Below are 14,197 nucleotides of genomic sequence, written 5' to 3' on the forward strand. Positions count from 1 at the left end.
CGAAGTTTGGATTCTGTCCAGCCCAGCGATACGTAGGACTATTCAGCAGGCAGCGCCAAGCGCTGTCCTGACATCAAAAGTGACAAACGACTCAGGCTCATCCACGGCGATCCAGCCGCCTGCCCCTTGATCTGCGCGTCAATGCGTTGGGCTTCCATCAGCAATTGCGCCCAGCGTTGCGCCGAGTGCCGTTGCAGGGCTTTGCTGATCAGTGGTTTGCGCTTGTCCCATACCGGTGGCCGCGCCTGGCTGAAGGCCTTGTCCAGTGGGATGCCCTGGCTGTACTGCAGGGCAATATTGGCCAGCAGCCGTAATTCTCGCGCCAGGGCCCAGAGAATCACCGGCGGCTCGACGCCTTCGCCGCGCAGCCCTTCGAGCATGCGCAGGGCGTGGGCGGGTTCGCCGTTGAGGATCGCATCCACCAGGCCAAATACGTCAAAGCGCGCGCTGTCCGCCACGGCGCCTTGCACGGTTTCGACGGTGATCTGGCCACCCTCGGCCATCAGCTTGAGCTTTTCGATTTCCTGGGCGGCGGCCAGCAGGTTGCCTTCCACCCGCGCCGCGATCAGCTCCACCGCATCCTGGCTGGCACTCAGCCCGGATTGCGACAGGCGCTGACGAATCCACTGCGGCAGTTGGCTGCTGTCCACCGGCCAGATCTGTATGAACTGAGTCTGGCCGCCTTCCACCAGCGCCTTGCCCCACTTGGTTTTCTGCGCACTGCCATCAAGCTTGGGCAGGCTGATCAGCAGCAGCGTGTCTTCGGCAGGGCGTGCGCAGTATTCCATCAAAGCCGCCGCGCCTTTGTCGCCGGGCTTGCCCGAAGGCAGGCGCAGTTCCAGCAGGCGTTTTTCGGCGAACAGCGACATGCTCGCCCCGGCTTGCAGCAGCGTACCCCAGTCGAAACTGGCGTCGGCGCTGAATACCTGGCGTTCATCGAAGCCCTGTTGGCGGGCGGCGGTGCGAATTGCGTCCGCAGCCTCCTGGCACAGCAGCGGGTCATCACCGCTGACGATGTAGACGGGCGCAAGGCTGCCTTGCAGGTGCTTGGCGAGTTGGGCGGGGGCGAGTTTCATAGGCAGGGCGAACGGGGCGCCTGGGGCGCCCCGTCTGGCTTACTCGACAGGAACTTCGACAGGCGACTGTTTAGGTTGGCTGTCTTCATACTCTTGCGCCGCTTTCAGCGCATCGGCATCTGCCTTGGCCTTGGCATCCGCGGTTTGCTGCAGCTTATCCAGTTGCTCCGGCGTGATCAGTTGCAGGCGCAGGACCATGCGCTGCACCAGTTCACGACGCATTTCCTTGCGCACCTGGATGGTTTCGGAGTCCGAACCCACCAGGTTGTTGCCGTCGTGGCTCACGACTTTCTGTATCTGGATCTTGTCGCCCATCAGCGGCAGGTGGTCATGGCCCTGGATTTCGAAGAAGAGCGTGGTGCTCAGCTCAATGTCCGAAGCACGCCCGGCACTGGCATAGCTGAGGTTGCGCTGCTCTTCTTTCTCATCCAGCAGGTTCAGCTTGTAAGCCGCGCCTGAATAGACTTTGACGCCACTGTTTTCCAGGACCTGGCGCAGCTGTTGCACGGTCTCGCCGTAGGAGTTGCGGGCGGTGACGTCCAGTTCCTTGATCGCCAGTTCGGTGGTGCCGGTGCCGCGCAGCTGGAAGCCGCAAGCGCTCAGCAGCACGGCAAGGCCCATAACCAGCAGATTGCGTTTGATCATTTTGATGCTCCCCTTGAAACCATGTGGGCCTTATCGAGGCCCTGGAGGTTTTGTTCGGCGCCAGGGTTATTCCCTCGGCGCCCGATCCGATTAGCTAGCGACGATATTGACCAGTTTGCCGGGCACCACGATCACTTTGCGGATCGTCAGGCCTTCGGTGAAGCGCAGCACGTTCTCATTGATACGGGCGGCGGCTTCGACGTCTTCACGGCTGGCGCTGGCCGGCATGTCGATCTGGCCACGCAGCTTGCCGTTGACCTGAATCACCAGTTGCAGCGTGTCCTGTACCAGGGCGCTGTCATCCTGTACCGGCCAGCCGGCATCGATGACGGCACCGCTGTGGCCCAACTGGTTCCACAGTTCGTGGCTGATGTGTGGCGTGATCGGCGCCAGCAGCAGGGTGACCGTTTCCAGGCCTTCCTGTACCAGTGCGCGGTCCTGTTCGGTGGCCTGCGGCGCTTTCTCCAGCACGTTCATCAGCGTCATCACCTGGGCGATGGCGGTGTTGAATTTGTGGTGCTGGCCCACGTCCTGGCTGGCGTGCTTGATGGCCAGGTGGGTGCTGCGGCGAATGACTTTTTGCTCATCGCTCAGGGTCGCCACGTCCAGCTTGCCCGGCAAGCCTTGGCTGACATGGGCGTGCGCCAGGCGCCAGACGCGCTTGAGGAAGCGATGCGAACCTTCGACGCCGGAGTCCGACCATTCCGCGCTCATGTCAGGCGGCGAGGCGAACATCATGAACAGGCGGCAGGTGTCCGCGCCGAACTGGTCGATCATCGACTGTGGGTCGACGCCGTTGTTCTTCGACTTGGCCATCTTCTCGGTGCCGCCGATTTCCACCGGCAGGCCGTCGGATTTCAGCTTGGCGCTGATCACCTTGGCCTTGCTGTCACGCTCCAGCTCGACATCTGCCGGGTTGAACCAGGTGTAGGCGCCATTGGCTTCGCGGCGGTAATAAGTCTCGGCAATCACCATGCCCTGGGTCAGCAGGTTCTTGAACGGCTCGTCGGAACTCACCAGGCCTTCATCACGCATCAGCTTGTGGAAGAAGCGCGCGTACAGCAGGTGAAGGATGGCGTGTTCGATACCGCCGATGTACTGGTCTACCGGCAGCCAGTGGTCGGCCGCGGATTTTTCCACCAGGCCGCCTTCATAGTGCGGCGAGGCGTAGCGGGCGTAGTACCACGAAGACTCCACGAAGGTGTCCATGGTGTCGGTTTCGCGTTTGGCCGGGGCACCGCAGTTCGGGCAGGTGCACTCGTAGAATTCGGGCATGCGCGCCAATGGCGAGCCAGCACCGTCCGGCACCACGTCTTCGGGCAATACGACCGGCAGTTGGTCTTCCGGTACCGGCACGTCACCGCAGGTTTCGCAGTGGATGATCGGGATCGGGCAGCCCCAGTAGCGTTGGCGGCTGATGCCCCAGTCACGCAGGCGGAACTGGGTGCGCGAGGCACCGAGGTTTTTCTTGATCAGCGCGACTTCGATGGCGTCGAAGGCGCCTTCGAAATCCAGGCCGTCGAACTCGCCGGAATTGATCAGTGTGCCGTGTTCGTTGTACGCGTCCTGCCACGGAGCCGGGTTGGTGTCGCCCGAACTGGTGCGCACCACGGACTTGATCGGCAGGTTGTACTTGACGGCAAATTCGAAATCGCGCTCGTCGTGGGCCGGCACAGCCATTACTGCGCCATCACCGTAGTGCATCAGCACGTAGTTGGCGACCCACACCGGCAGCTTCTCGCCGGTCAATGGGTGCTCGACGAACAACGAGGTCGGCAGGCCTTTTTTCTCCTGGGTGGCGACGTCGGCTTCGGCGACGCTGCCGCCCTTGCATTCGGCGATGAACGCCTGCAGCTCGGGGTTGTTCTGTGCAGCCTGGGTGGCCAGCGGGTGTTCGGCGGCCACGGCGACGTAGGTCGCGCCCATCAGGGTGTCCGGACGGGTGGTGAAGACTTTCAGTACACCTTCTGCGCCGATGGAGTCGACGTTGTAGGGGAACTGCACTTCCATGCCACGGGACTTGCCGATCCAGTTGCGTTGCATGGTCTTGACCTGCTCGGGCCAGCCCGGCAAATCGTCGAGGCTCGACAGGAGTTCATCCGCGTAGGCGGTGATCTTGAAGTAGTACATCGGGATTTCGCGCTTTTCGATCAGCGCGCCGGAACGCCAGCCGCGGCCGTCGATCACTTGTTCGTTGGCCAGTACGGTCTGGTCCACCGGGTCCCAGTTCACGGTGCCGCTCTTCTTGTAGATCACGCCTTTTTCGAACAGGCGAGTGAACAGCCATTGTTCCCAGCGGTAGTAATCAGGCTTGCAGGTGGTCACCTCGCGGGACCAGTCCACCGCCAGGCCCAGGCTGCGCAGCTGGGTCTTCATGTAGGCGATGTTTTCGTAGGTCCACTTGGCGGGCGCTACGTTGTTCTTCATCGCGGCGTTTTCCGCCGGCATGCCGAAGGCGTCCCAACCCATGGGTTGCAGGACGTTCTTGCCCAGCATGCGCTGGTAGCGGGAGATGACGTCGCCGATGGTGTAGTTGCGCACATGCCCCATGTGTAGCTTGCCGCTGGGGTAAGGGAACATCGATAGGCAATAGAAAGTCTCCTTGCCTGGCTGTTCACTGACTTCAAAGGACTTTTGCTCATCCCAGAACGACTGGGCGGCATTTTCTATTTCACGGGGCTGATATTGTTCGTGCATGGCTACTTTTGAACTGAATAGGGGTGGCCTAATCCTCTTCGGTGCAACGTTCAGGTTGATCGACACCAAAAAGCGGCGCGTCCGTGCCCAAACCCTGCGGGAAGTGGAGTTACAGGAAGCGCCGTAGCATACATGACCCCACTCTATCGAGGGAAACCCTGATTGCGCCGCCGAGGCCGTTGGTCGCGGCGCCAGGCAGGCAGGGCAAGCAGGACTACGCTGTTTAGTGGGGAGTGAGTCTTATCTTCAATGAGGTGAGGGATGGTTGATTCGCAGCGAACTTTAACGAAACCGCAGGTGTACGAAGGACTGATCGACCGTTTGGGTCGAGCACTGGATGCAGCAAAAACCGCAGGCCGATTGTGTGATGAACGGCCTCTGGAGTTGGAACTGCGTGGCTTGAGCCAGGCAGAGCTGGACGTGATCAGGGTGTATCTGGAGTTGAATGAGCATCGCGCGTCCCATGGCATGGCCTCCCCGCCAGCCCAGGAGTTTTCGCGATCGGGCAAGGTGGTATGGCTCAAGGATTTTTCGGCCGGTCGCAGCCCGGAAAAACTCCGGTCCGTGCGTTTCAAGTGAAGTACCGCGTTAGTGATCTGTAGCCTTCTCAGCGTCTGTTCCTGTAAAGATTGTCGCTTAACCCCGTTACACCTTAGGCTTCGGGCATCTTTGGAGATGCCCGATGCCTATTCGCTATTTCATTAAACAATTGTTGTTGCCGCCCGGCATCCTGTTGCTGTTGCTGGCCCTTGCCTGGTGGTTTCGTCGCAGCCGACCGCGGCTGGCGGCCGTGTGCTTTGCCCTGGGGTTTGGCGGGATGTGGCTGATGAGCCTGCCGGTGGCGGTTCAATGGGGCGCAAAGGCCCTGGAGACCGAGCCGCCTCTGGCCCGTGATGAATGGGCGACCCTGGCGCAGCGGGCTGATGCCATCGTGGTGTTGGGCTCGGGGCGTGAGCGCGGGGATCCGGCGTGGGGCTCCGATCAGCCGACGGGTATCGGCCTTGAGCGCCAGCGCTATGCAGCCCGCCTGGCCAAGGCTTCGGGCTTGCCGGTGCTGACCACCGGCGGCTTGCACTACGGCACACCGCCCAGCGAGGCGGAGTTGATGGCGGTATCGATGCAGGATGACTTTGGCGTGAGCGTGCGCTGGAAGGAAGAGCGCAGCCGTACCACGTGGGAAAACGCGCAGATGAGTGCCGAGATTCTGCTGCCGCAGGGGATCAAGCGTGTGGTGGTCGTGACTCAGGCCTGGCATATGCCGCGCTCGCGCTGGAGCTTCGAAAAGGCCGGGTTCACGGTTGTTCCGGCGCCAGTGGGGTTTCTTGGTTTGGACAATGCCCGGCCATTGGGGGGCTGGATGCCGGAGTTCAAGTCGGTATGGCAGAGCGGGCAGTTGCTGAATGAAGCGGTGGGGCAGGTGGGTTACCGGATGTTTTACAGGTAATACCGCAGGTCAAATGTGGGAGCGGGCTTGCTCGCGAATGCAGTGTGTCAGTCACTGGTGCTTTAACTGACAGATCGCATTCGCGAGCAAGCCCGCTCCCACATTGTTGTCCGAGTATTTCTGTTAAACCGTTTTGGACATCCGGCCCGCCAACAGCGCCCAGCCAAACAGGCCAAGGCACAGGATGATCAACGGCCACGAACGCCATTCCAGGTACGGGGTGAGGTTGTGCATCGGCACGACCTCGCCGTAGAGAATCCCGCGTTCAAACTGCGGGATCTGCACGGTGATCTGCCCGTACGGGTTGATCAGGCCAGTGACGCCGTTGTTGGTGGCGCGGATCATCCAGCGCCCGGCTTCCAGGGCGCGCATCTGGGCCATCTGCAAATGTTGCAGCGGGCCGATGGAGCGGCCGAACCAGGTGTCGTTGCTGATGGTCAGCAACAAATCGCTGCGGGCCGACAGGCCGGCGGCGAACTCCGGGTACACCACTTCATAGCAAATGAACGGCGCAATCTGATAGCCCTTGGCTTGCAGCAGTGCCTGGTCTGACGGCCCGCGGGCGAAGTCCGACATCGGCAGGTCAAAGAACGCGATCAAGCCGCGCAACATGTCCTGCAGCGGCACGTACTCGCCAAACGGCACCAGCTTCTGCTTCAGGTAGGTGCCGTCGCCTTCGCCCACCACCGTGATGCCGTTGAAGAAGCGCTTGTGGTGATGCACTTCCTGGCGGATCGGTACACCGGTGATCAGCGCAGTGTGCCGGTCAGCGGCGAACTTGCCCATCATGCCCAGGTAACCCTCCACGGATTCCTTGAGCACCGGCACGGCGGTTTCCGGCCATACCAGCAGGTCGACAGGCTTGGAGCTGAAGCTCATGTCGCGGTACAGCGCGAGCTGCGCATTCAACTGCTCGGGGTCCCACTTCATGCTTTGTTCGACGTTGCCCTGGACGGCGGCCACGGTCAGCGGCGCGCCGGCGGGGGTGGTCCATGCATGATGCTTGAGTGCCAGGCCGATGGCCCATGGCGCCACCAACAACAGCAAGCCGGCACCGATGAACAGGTTGCGCTTAGCCGCCAGCAGACGCGGCAGGTTGCAGATCAGTGCGGCGGTCAGCGCCAGGGCAAAGGATATCAGCCACATCCCGCCCAGCGGCGCGAGGCCGGTGAGAGGGCCGTCGAGCTGGCTGTAACCGGAATAGAGCCAGGGAAAACCGGTGAGGAACCAGCCGCGAAACGCTTCCTGGCCAACCCACAAGGCCGCGAAGGCCAGGGCATCGGCCAGTGGCGCTTCGTTGCGGCGCAGCCAGCGCGCCCACAGCCAGGCGGGCAGGGCAAAGAACCAGGCAATGGCCGCCGTAAACGCCAGCATCAGCATGCCCGCCAGCAGCACCGAAGCGCCGCCGAAGTGGTGAATGCTGTAGTAGATCCAGCTGGTACCGGCGCCAAACAGGCCGAAACCGAAACACCAGCCGCGCCACAAGGCCTGGCGCGGTGTCAGTTCACGCAATCCCGCATAAAAGAACCCGGCCGCCACCAGCGCAAACGGCCAGAGGTCGAACGGCGCCAGCGCCAGGGTGGTGATGGCGCCGGCCACCACGGCCAGCAAGTTACCGGGCCAGCCGGGTGCAATCATACGGCGCATGTCAGTCCTTAGCGGGCAATAGGTGTCAAACGGATCAAGTGAATACGGCGGCTGTCAGCATTCAGGATGCGGAAGCGATAGGCACCGATTTCCGTGGTCTCGTTACGCTTGGGCAGGTGCCCGAACGCACTCATCACCAGGCCGCCAACCGTGTCGAATTCATCGTCGGAGAATTCGCTGTCGAAGAACTCGTTGAAGTTCTCGATCGGCGTCAGGGCCTTGACCAGGAAATCACCGCTGGGCAGCGGCTTGATGTAGCTGTCTTCTTCGACGTCGTGCTCATCTTCGATGTCGCCGACGATCTGTTCCAGCACGTCTTCGATGGTCACCAAACCCGCTACACCGCCGTATTCGTCAATCACGATGGCCATGTGATTGTGGTTCGCACGAAATTCGCGCAACAGCACATTCAGGCGCTTGGATTCAGGGACGAAGGTGGCAGGACGCAGCAGGTCCTTGATGTTGAAGCTGTCGCCGTTCTCCTTGAGGATCAGCGGCAGCAGGTCCTTGGCCAGCAGGACGCCCATGACGTCGTCATGGCTTTCGCCGATCACCGGGTAGCGCGAGTGCGCCGAGTCGATGACGGCCGGGAGGAATTCCCGAGGGGTCTGGGTCGCCTTGATGCTGACCATCTGCGAGCGCGGAACCATGATGTCCCGCACTTGCAAGTCAGCGACCTGGATAGCGCCTTCGACGATGGCCAGCGCTTCGCTGTCCAGCAACTTGTTCTGATGCGCCTCGCGCAGCAGCTCCAGCAGCTCCTGGCGGTTTTTCGGCTCGTGGGCAAAGGCCTGGGTGAGTTTCCCCAGCCATGACTTTTGCCCGTTGCTCGATCGGTCTTCGCTCATAGCGATTACTCTAAATCCTTTATTGTTTCAGTTAGGTGTAGTTGCAATTTCGTCGTCTGCATACGGGTCACGATGACCCAGTTCTGCAAGCAACGTTCGTTCCAGTGCTTCCATTTCTTCGGCTTCGTCATCGTCTATATGGTCGTAACCCAAGAGATGCAAGCAGCCGTGGATGACTAGATGGGCCCAATGGGCCTCAAGTTCCTTGCCCTGTTCTTTTGCTTCACGCTCGACCACTTCGACGCAGATCACCAGGTCGCCCAGCAACGGGATATCCAGCAGCTCATCGGGTACGTCGGCGGGAAACGACAGCACGTTGGTCGCGTAGTCTTTTTGTCGCCAGGTGTGATTCAGTTCACGGCCTTCGGGCTCGTCCACCAGGCGAATGGTCAGCTCCGAGTCGGCGGTGCGCTGGCGCAGGGCCAGGGTGCACCACTGGCGGAACTGTTCTTCGCTGGGGGCGGGCGCTTCGGTGGCCAGCTGCAGGTCAAGCTCAAGCATCGCGGCGAGTGTCCTTGGCCGGTTGGTCGTCGCGGTGTTCGAAGCGCTCGTAGGCTTCGACAATGCGCTGCACCAACGGGTGACGTACCACGTCTTTGGGCATGAAGTGCGTGAAGCTGATCCCCGGCACGTCCTTGAGTACGTCGATCACCTGGGCCAGGCCCGACTTGGTGCCTTTGGGCAGGTCGACCTGGGTGACGTCGCCGGTGATCACGGCGGTGGAGCCGAAACCGATCCGGGTCAGGAACATCTTCATCTGCTCAACGGTGGTGTTCTGGCTTTCGTCGAGAATGATGAAGCTGTTGTTCAGCGTACGGCCACGCATGTAGGCCAGCGGGGCGATCTCGATCACCTGGCGCTCGATCAGCTTGGCCACGTATTCGAAGCCGAGCATCTCGTAGAGCGCGTCGTAGAGCGGGCGCAGGTACGGGTCGATCTTCTGGGCCAGGTCGCCGGGCAAAAAGCCCAGCTTCTCGCCGGCTTCCACCGCCGGACGCACCAGCAGGATGCGTCGCACCTGCTCGCGCTCCAGGGCATCGACCGCGCAGGCCACGGCCAGGTAGGTCTTGCCGGTACCGGCAGGGCCGATGCCGAAGTTGATGTCGTTGCCCAGGATCTCTTTGACGTAGCGCTGCTGGTTCAAGCCGCGAGGGCGAATCATGCCTTTCTTGGTGCGCAACGCGACGCTGGCTTCGGCTACCGGGTTATTGGCCAGGTCCTCCACGGCGGATTCCTGCAGGTACAGGTGCACCGTTTCCGGCGACAGCTCGCTACCTTTGGTTTCCCGGTAGAGGCGGCGCAGAAGGTTTTCTGCCGAGGTGGTGTGCTGGGGTTCACCAATCAGCTCGAATTGATTGCCGCGGTTGCGGATCTCGATGCTCAGGCGTTGTTCGATCAGGCGCAGGTGCTCGTCGAACTGTCCGCACAGATTGGCGAAACGGCGAGCCTCAAAGGGCTCGAGGAGAAAACGATGTGGTTCTATGGGTGCGTTCAAGGTCGTTTTTAGCCGCCCTGGGGCAATTAAGATGAAATCAAGGATAACGCCAGCAGGCTGCGTGCGAAAGCACTTATATAGCCCGAAGCTGGTACCGTTCTAATGTGGGAGCGGGCTTGCTCGCGAATGCGATGGGGCAGTCAGCCTGTTCGTTGCCTGATACACCGCCTTCGCGAGCAAGCCCGCTCCCACATTGGTTCCCGGTGGCCAAATTATTGTTACACCAGCGAACCGCGCAGCGAGTGCGGTTGTGCCGCGTCGATGTGCACGTCGGCGAACTGCCCGATCAGCGTCGGATTATCACAGCGGAAGTTGACGATCCGGTTGTTCTCGGTCCGGCCCTGCAATTCGCCAGGGTCTTTTTTCGAGTAGTCGGTCACCAGGATGCGCTGGGTCGAGCCCACCATCTGTCGGCTGATCTCGAAACCCTGTTGGTTGAGGCGATGTTGCAGGGCGTTCAAACGCTCCTTCTTCAACGCTTCCGGGGTTTCGTCGAGCAGGTCTGCCGCGGGGGTGCCCGGGCGCTGGCTGTAGACGAAGGAGTAGGAGAAGTCGAAGCCGACGTCTTCAATCAACTTCATGGTCTGCTGGAAGTCTTTCTCGGTCTCGCCCGGGAAGCCGACGATAAAGTCCGAGCTGATGCAGATCCCCGGCACCGCCGCACGCAATTTGCGCAATTTGGATTTGTATTCCAGGGCGGTGTGGTTGCGCTTCATCGCCGAGAGAATGCGGTCCGAGCCCGATTGCACCGGCAAGTGCAGGTGCTTGACCAGCTCCGGCACTTCGGCGTGGGCCTGGATCAGGCTGTCGGAGAACTCCAGCGGGTGCGAAGTGGTATAGCGAATCCGCTCGATCCCGTCGACGGCGGCCACTACCCGGATCAACTCCGCGAGGTCCGCCAGGCGCCCGTCGTGGGTCTGGCCACGGTAGCCGTTGACGTTTTGTCCCAGCAGGGTCACTTCACGCACGCCGTTCTCGGCCAGGTGAATGATCTCTGCCAGCACGTCGTCGAACGGGCGGCTGACTTCTTCGCCGCGGGTGTAGGGCACCACGCAGAAGGTGCAGTACTTGCTGCAGCCTTCCATTACCGACACATAAGCGCTTGGGCCGTCGATGCGCGGCTCGGGCAAATGGTCGAATTTTTCGATTTCCGGGAACGAGACGTCGACTTGCGGCAGCTTGGTGATGCGCGCGGCGTCGATCATTTCCGGCAGGCGGTGCAGGGTCTGCGGGCCGAATACCACGTCGACGTACGGTGCGCGGTCGCGAATGGCTGCGCCTTCCTGGCTGGCCACGCAACCGCCGACGGCGATCACCATGTCCGGGTTGGCCAGTTTCAGTTCACGCCAGCGGCCCAGCTGCGAGTAGACCCGGTCCTGGGCCCGCTCGCGGATCGAGCACGTATTGAGCAGGATCACATCGGCGTCTTCAGCGCGAGCGGTGACTTCCAGGGCCTGATGTTCACCCAGCAGATCGACCATGCGCGAGCTGTCGTACTCGTTCATCTGGCAACCGTGGGTTTCGATGTAAAGCTTCTTGGCCATGGGGATCGTCAACTGGTGGTAAAGAACCGCGCATTATAGGGGGCATGCCGATAGGTTCCTAGCACTGTGCATCGGACGCCATGCTATAGTTCGCGCCCTCTTTTAAATCCCCCGATGTGTTACCCGCCCACCATGACCAAACGTGAAGCTCCAATCTACAAGGTGATTTTCCTTAACCAGGGCCAGGTGTTCGAAATGTACGCCAAGCAGATCTATCAAAGTGATCTGTGGGGCTTCCTGGAAGTGGAAGAGTTCGTCTTTGGCGAGCGCACGCAGCTGGTCGTCGACCCGGGCGAGGAAAAACTCAAGGCTCAGTTCGAAGGCGTGGTGCGCAGTTTTGTGCCGATGCATTCGATCGTGCGCATCGATGAAGTCGAGCGCCTGGGCACGCCGAAAATCAGCGAGGCCCGGGGCATGAGCAATGTCATGCCGTTTCCGATGCCGATGCCTGAGAAGTGACGTTCAACTATTTTGTAGGGTATTTCTGATTCTTGCCTCTCGTGCATGGACATTCTGTTTAAAAAACAGCAGATTTTGTTTATGCAGAGAGGGCGCCATGAATACATCAATAATAAAAAGCCTGTTTCAATGGGACGTGAGTTCCACTTTTTTAATTAACTCTCCATCAAAAAGGCTCTGCCCTGGAATACAAGGGTATTAGCGTTTTATCGCCTGGCATTAGTTAACACCGAATTTCTTATGACGCAGTCATCAACGGACTTATCTGTTCGGGAGTAGCCCTGTGCGCGATCCTCGTTATGACATTTTGTTTGAGCCGGTACAAATAGGCCCGGTTCGCACCCGTAACCGCTTTTATCAAGTTCCCCACTGCAATGGCATGGGCCATGTGCATCCTTCCGCCATGGCACGCATGCGCGGGATAAAAGCCGAAGGTGGGTGGGGCGTAGTCTGCACTGAAGAATGTGAGATCAGCCCGCTGAGCGAGTTCTCTCCCTACATAGAGGCGCGCTTGTGGGATGAGCGCGACATCCCGGCGCTCGCGCGAATGTGTGAGGCCGTCCACCAGCACGGGTCACTGGCCGGCGTAGAGTTGGCATTCAATGGTTACTCGGCCCCCAACCGCTACAGTCGTGAGATTCCCTGGGCGCCCTCCAATACGCCGGTGCGTGGTTATGACCCGGTACAGGCCCGGGCCATGAGTCGTGCCGATATCCAGCAACTGCGCGCCATGCACCGTGCCGCCGCACTGCGGGCGCGGGACGCGGGGTTTGACATCATCTATGTCTATGCCGGGCATGACCTCGGCGTGCCGTTCCATTTCCTCACGCCACGCAACAACCGCCGTACTGATGAGTATGGCGGTGTGCTGGAAAACCGCGTGCGGCTGTTGCGCGAGTTGATTGAAGACACCCGCGATGCGGTGGGTGATCGGTGTGCCGTGGCGGTACGCCTGGCGGTAGACGAGCAGAGGGTCGACGGCCTGTCTCGCGATGGAGAGGGCGCTGAAATATTCTCGATGCTGGCGGACTTGCCGGATTTGTGGGACGTCAACGTCGCCGATTGGTCCAACGACAGTGTAACGGCGCGCTTTGCCTCGGAGGGTTATCAAGAGACCTTCCTGTCGGGTCTGAAGGCTCTGACCCGCAAGCCGGTGGTGGGCGTCGGGCGGTTCACCTCGCCAGACACCATGGTCTCGCTGGTCCGCCGTGGCGTCCTGGACTTGATTGGCGCGGCCCGCCCTTCGATTGCTGACCCGTTCTTGCCGAAGAAGATTGAAGAGGGTCGAGCGGATGAGATTCGCGAATGCATTGGCTGCAATGTCTGTGTCAGTGGCGACCACACCAGCACGCCGTTGCGCTGCACGCAAAATCCGACCATGGGCGAGGAGTGGCGGCGCGGCTGGCACCCCGAGTCGGTCAATCGTGCGTATCACCCTGGGCGGGCGCTGGTGGTCGGCGCAGGGCCCGCAGGGCTGGAGTGCGCGCGAATACTGGGCGTTCGGGGCATGGAGGTGGCGCTGGTGGACAGCTTGCGCACCCTTGGCGGACGGGTGGCGCTGGAGTCCCGGCTTCCAGGGTTGGCGAGCTGGGGGCGGGTAATCGACTATCGGTTGGACGCCTTGAGTCGCCTGGCGTCGGTTGAGATTTATCGGGAGAGTCGATTGCAGGCCCAGGACATCCTGGACTTCGCCGCAGAGCATGTATTTATCGCCACCGGCTCCCGCTGGCGGCGGGACGGGTTGGGACGAGCCCTGCGTCGCCCGTTACCGGGCCTGGAAAGCCTGCCCGTCATCACGCCGGATGATTTGATGGCCGGTGTCCTGCCGGCGTCACCGGTGCTGCTGTTCGATGACGATCACTATTACATGGGCAGCGTATTGGCTGAGCACCTGGTGGCGCGGGGCGTGCAAGTGATATTCGTCACCCCGGCGTCGGATGTGGCGGCCTGGACCCACAACACCCTTGAGCAACACCGCATCCAGCGCCGCCTGCTGGAGCTGAACGTCACGATCGTCCCGTCCCATACGTTGGTCAGGTGTATGCCTGAAGGCCTTGTCGCAGGGTGCGTCTACACCGAGCGGACACGCTTCATTCCCGCCGCTTCCTTGCTGTTGGTCACCTCACGCGAACCCGAGCAGGCGTTGTATCAGGCGTTGAACAGCGCACCCGAACAGGTGCGCGCGGCCGGGATCGGCACGCTGACGTTGATCGGCGATTGCGTGGCGCCCGGCACGATTGCTGCGGCGGTGTATTCGGGGCATCGAATGGCACGGGAGTTTGATGCACCCGTTGATTCTTTATTGGTCCGGCGAGAGATTCCGCTTATCGAGGTGTAGTCAG

General features: G+C 61.0%; 12 protein-coding genes. 4 read left to right on the plus strand and 8 right to left on the minus strand.

Annotated elements, in window-relative coordinates; all coding sequences use genetic code 11:
- Window positions 1-38: 38 nt before the first annotated feature.
- The 3 genes from holA to leuS form a co-directional block, all read right to left on the minus strand.
- On the minus strand, window positions 39-1,076 hold the full coding sequence (holA, locus tag HX824_RS27570) for a DNA polymerase III subunit delta (RefSeq protein ID WP_177055630.1): 1,038 nt from the start codon (window positions 1,074-1,076) through the stop codon (window positions 39-41).
- A 39-nt stretch (window positions 1,077-1,115) separates the two neighbouring features.
- Entirely contained in the window at window positions 1,116-1,721 is a 606-nt protein-coding gene (lptE, locus tag HX824_RS27575) for an LPS assembly lipoprotein LptE (RefSeq protein ID WP_177035962.1), read from the minus strand.
- A gap of 90 nt (window positions 1,722-1,811) precedes the next feature.
- Window positions 1,812-4,418 carry a leucine--tRNA ligase gene (gene leuS / locus HX824_RS27580; RefSeq protein ID WP_008436573.1) on the minus strand — a complete coding sequence of 869 codons (2,607 nt, stop codon included), beginning with the start codon at window positions 4,416-4,418 and terminating at the stop codon, window positions 1,812-1,814.
- Between the two features lie 261 nt (window positions 4,419-4,679).
- Here leuS and HX824_RS27585 point away from each other — a divergent pair, with 261 nt between their 5' ends.
- Both HX824_RS27585 and HX824_RS27590 read left to right on the plus strand, forming a co-directional pair.
- Entirely contained in the window at window positions 4,680-4,997 is a 318-nt protein-coding gene (locus HX824_RS27585) for a hypothetical protein (protein ID WP_177055632.1), read from the plus strand.
- Window positions 4,998-5,100: 103 nt separating this feature from the next.
- Entirely contained in the window at window positions 5,101-5,862 is a 762-nt protein-coding gene (locus HX824_RS27590) for a YdcF family protein (RefSeq protein WP_008436576.1), read from the plus strand.
- A 123-nt stretch (window positions 5,863-5,985) separates the two neighbouring features.
- On the opposite strand, the gene lnt is transcribed toward HX824_RS27590, so the two are convergent.
- The 5 genes from lnt to miaB form a co-directional block, all read right to left on the minus strand.
- The gene (gene lnt / locus HX824_RS27595; protein WP_003215450.1) at window positions 5,986-7,509 is read right to left on the minus strand and encodes an apolipoprotein N-acyltransferase; all 1,524 of its coding nucleotides are present in this window, start codon (window positions 7,507-7,509) and stop codon (window positions 5,986-5,988) included.
- 8 nt (window positions 7,510-7,517) lie between these two features.
- Window positions 7,518-8,357 (minus strand): HlyC/CorC family transporter, encoded by an 840-nt coding sequence (locus HX824_RS27600; protein ID WP_003215451.1) that lies wholly within the window; start codon window positions 8,355-8,357, stop codon window positions 7,518-7,520.
- A 27-nt stretch (window positions 8,358-8,384) separates the two neighbouring features.
- Complete coding sequence (gene ybeY / locus HX824_RS27605; protein ID WP_003215452.1) at window positions 8,385-8,858, minus strand: rRNA maturation RNase YbeY; 474 nt, start codon at window positions 8,856-8,858, stop codon at window positions 8,385-8,387.
- The gene (locus tag HX824_RS27610) at window positions 8,851-9,852 is read right to left on the minus strand and encodes a PhoH family protein (RefSeq protein ID WP_003215453.1); all 1,002 of its coding nucleotides are present in this window, start codon (window positions 9,850-9,852) and stop codon (window positions 8,851-8,853) included. The genes ybeY and HX824_RS27610 overlap by 8 nt, the downstream gene beginning before the upstream one ends.
- A gap of 218 nt (window positions 9,853-10,070) precedes the next feature.
- Window positions 10,071-11,396 (minus strand): tRNA (N6-isopentenyl adenosine(37)-C2)-methylthiotransferase MiaB, encoded by a 1,326-nt coding sequence (miaB, locus tag HX824_RS27615; RefSeq protein ID WP_102369960.1) that lies wholly within the window; start codon window positions 11,394-11,396, stop codon window positions 10,071-10,073.
- A gap of 132 nt (window positions 11,397-11,528) precedes the next feature.
- Between miaB and HX824_RS27620 the strand changes: the two genes are divergently transcribed.
- Entirely contained in the window at window positions 11,529-11,855 is a 327-nt protein-coding gene (locus HX824_RS27620) for a DUF1820 family protein (protein WP_003215457.1), read from the plus strand.
- A 283-nt stretch (window positions 11,856-12,138) separates the two neighbouring features.
- Window positions 12,139-14,193, plus strand: coding sequence for an FAD-dependent oxidoreductase (locus HX824_RS27625; RefSeq protein ID WP_177055634.1), 2,055 nt, complete (start codon window positions 12,139-12,141; stop codon window positions 14,191-14,193).
- Window positions 14,194-14,197: the final 4 nt, after the last annotated feature.

Source organism: Pseudomonas sp. D4002, assembly GCF_013385665.1.
In the GTDB taxonomy this organism is placed as follows: Bacteria; Pseudomonadota; Gammaproteobacteria; order Pseudomonadales; family Pseudomonadaceae; genus Aquipseudomonas.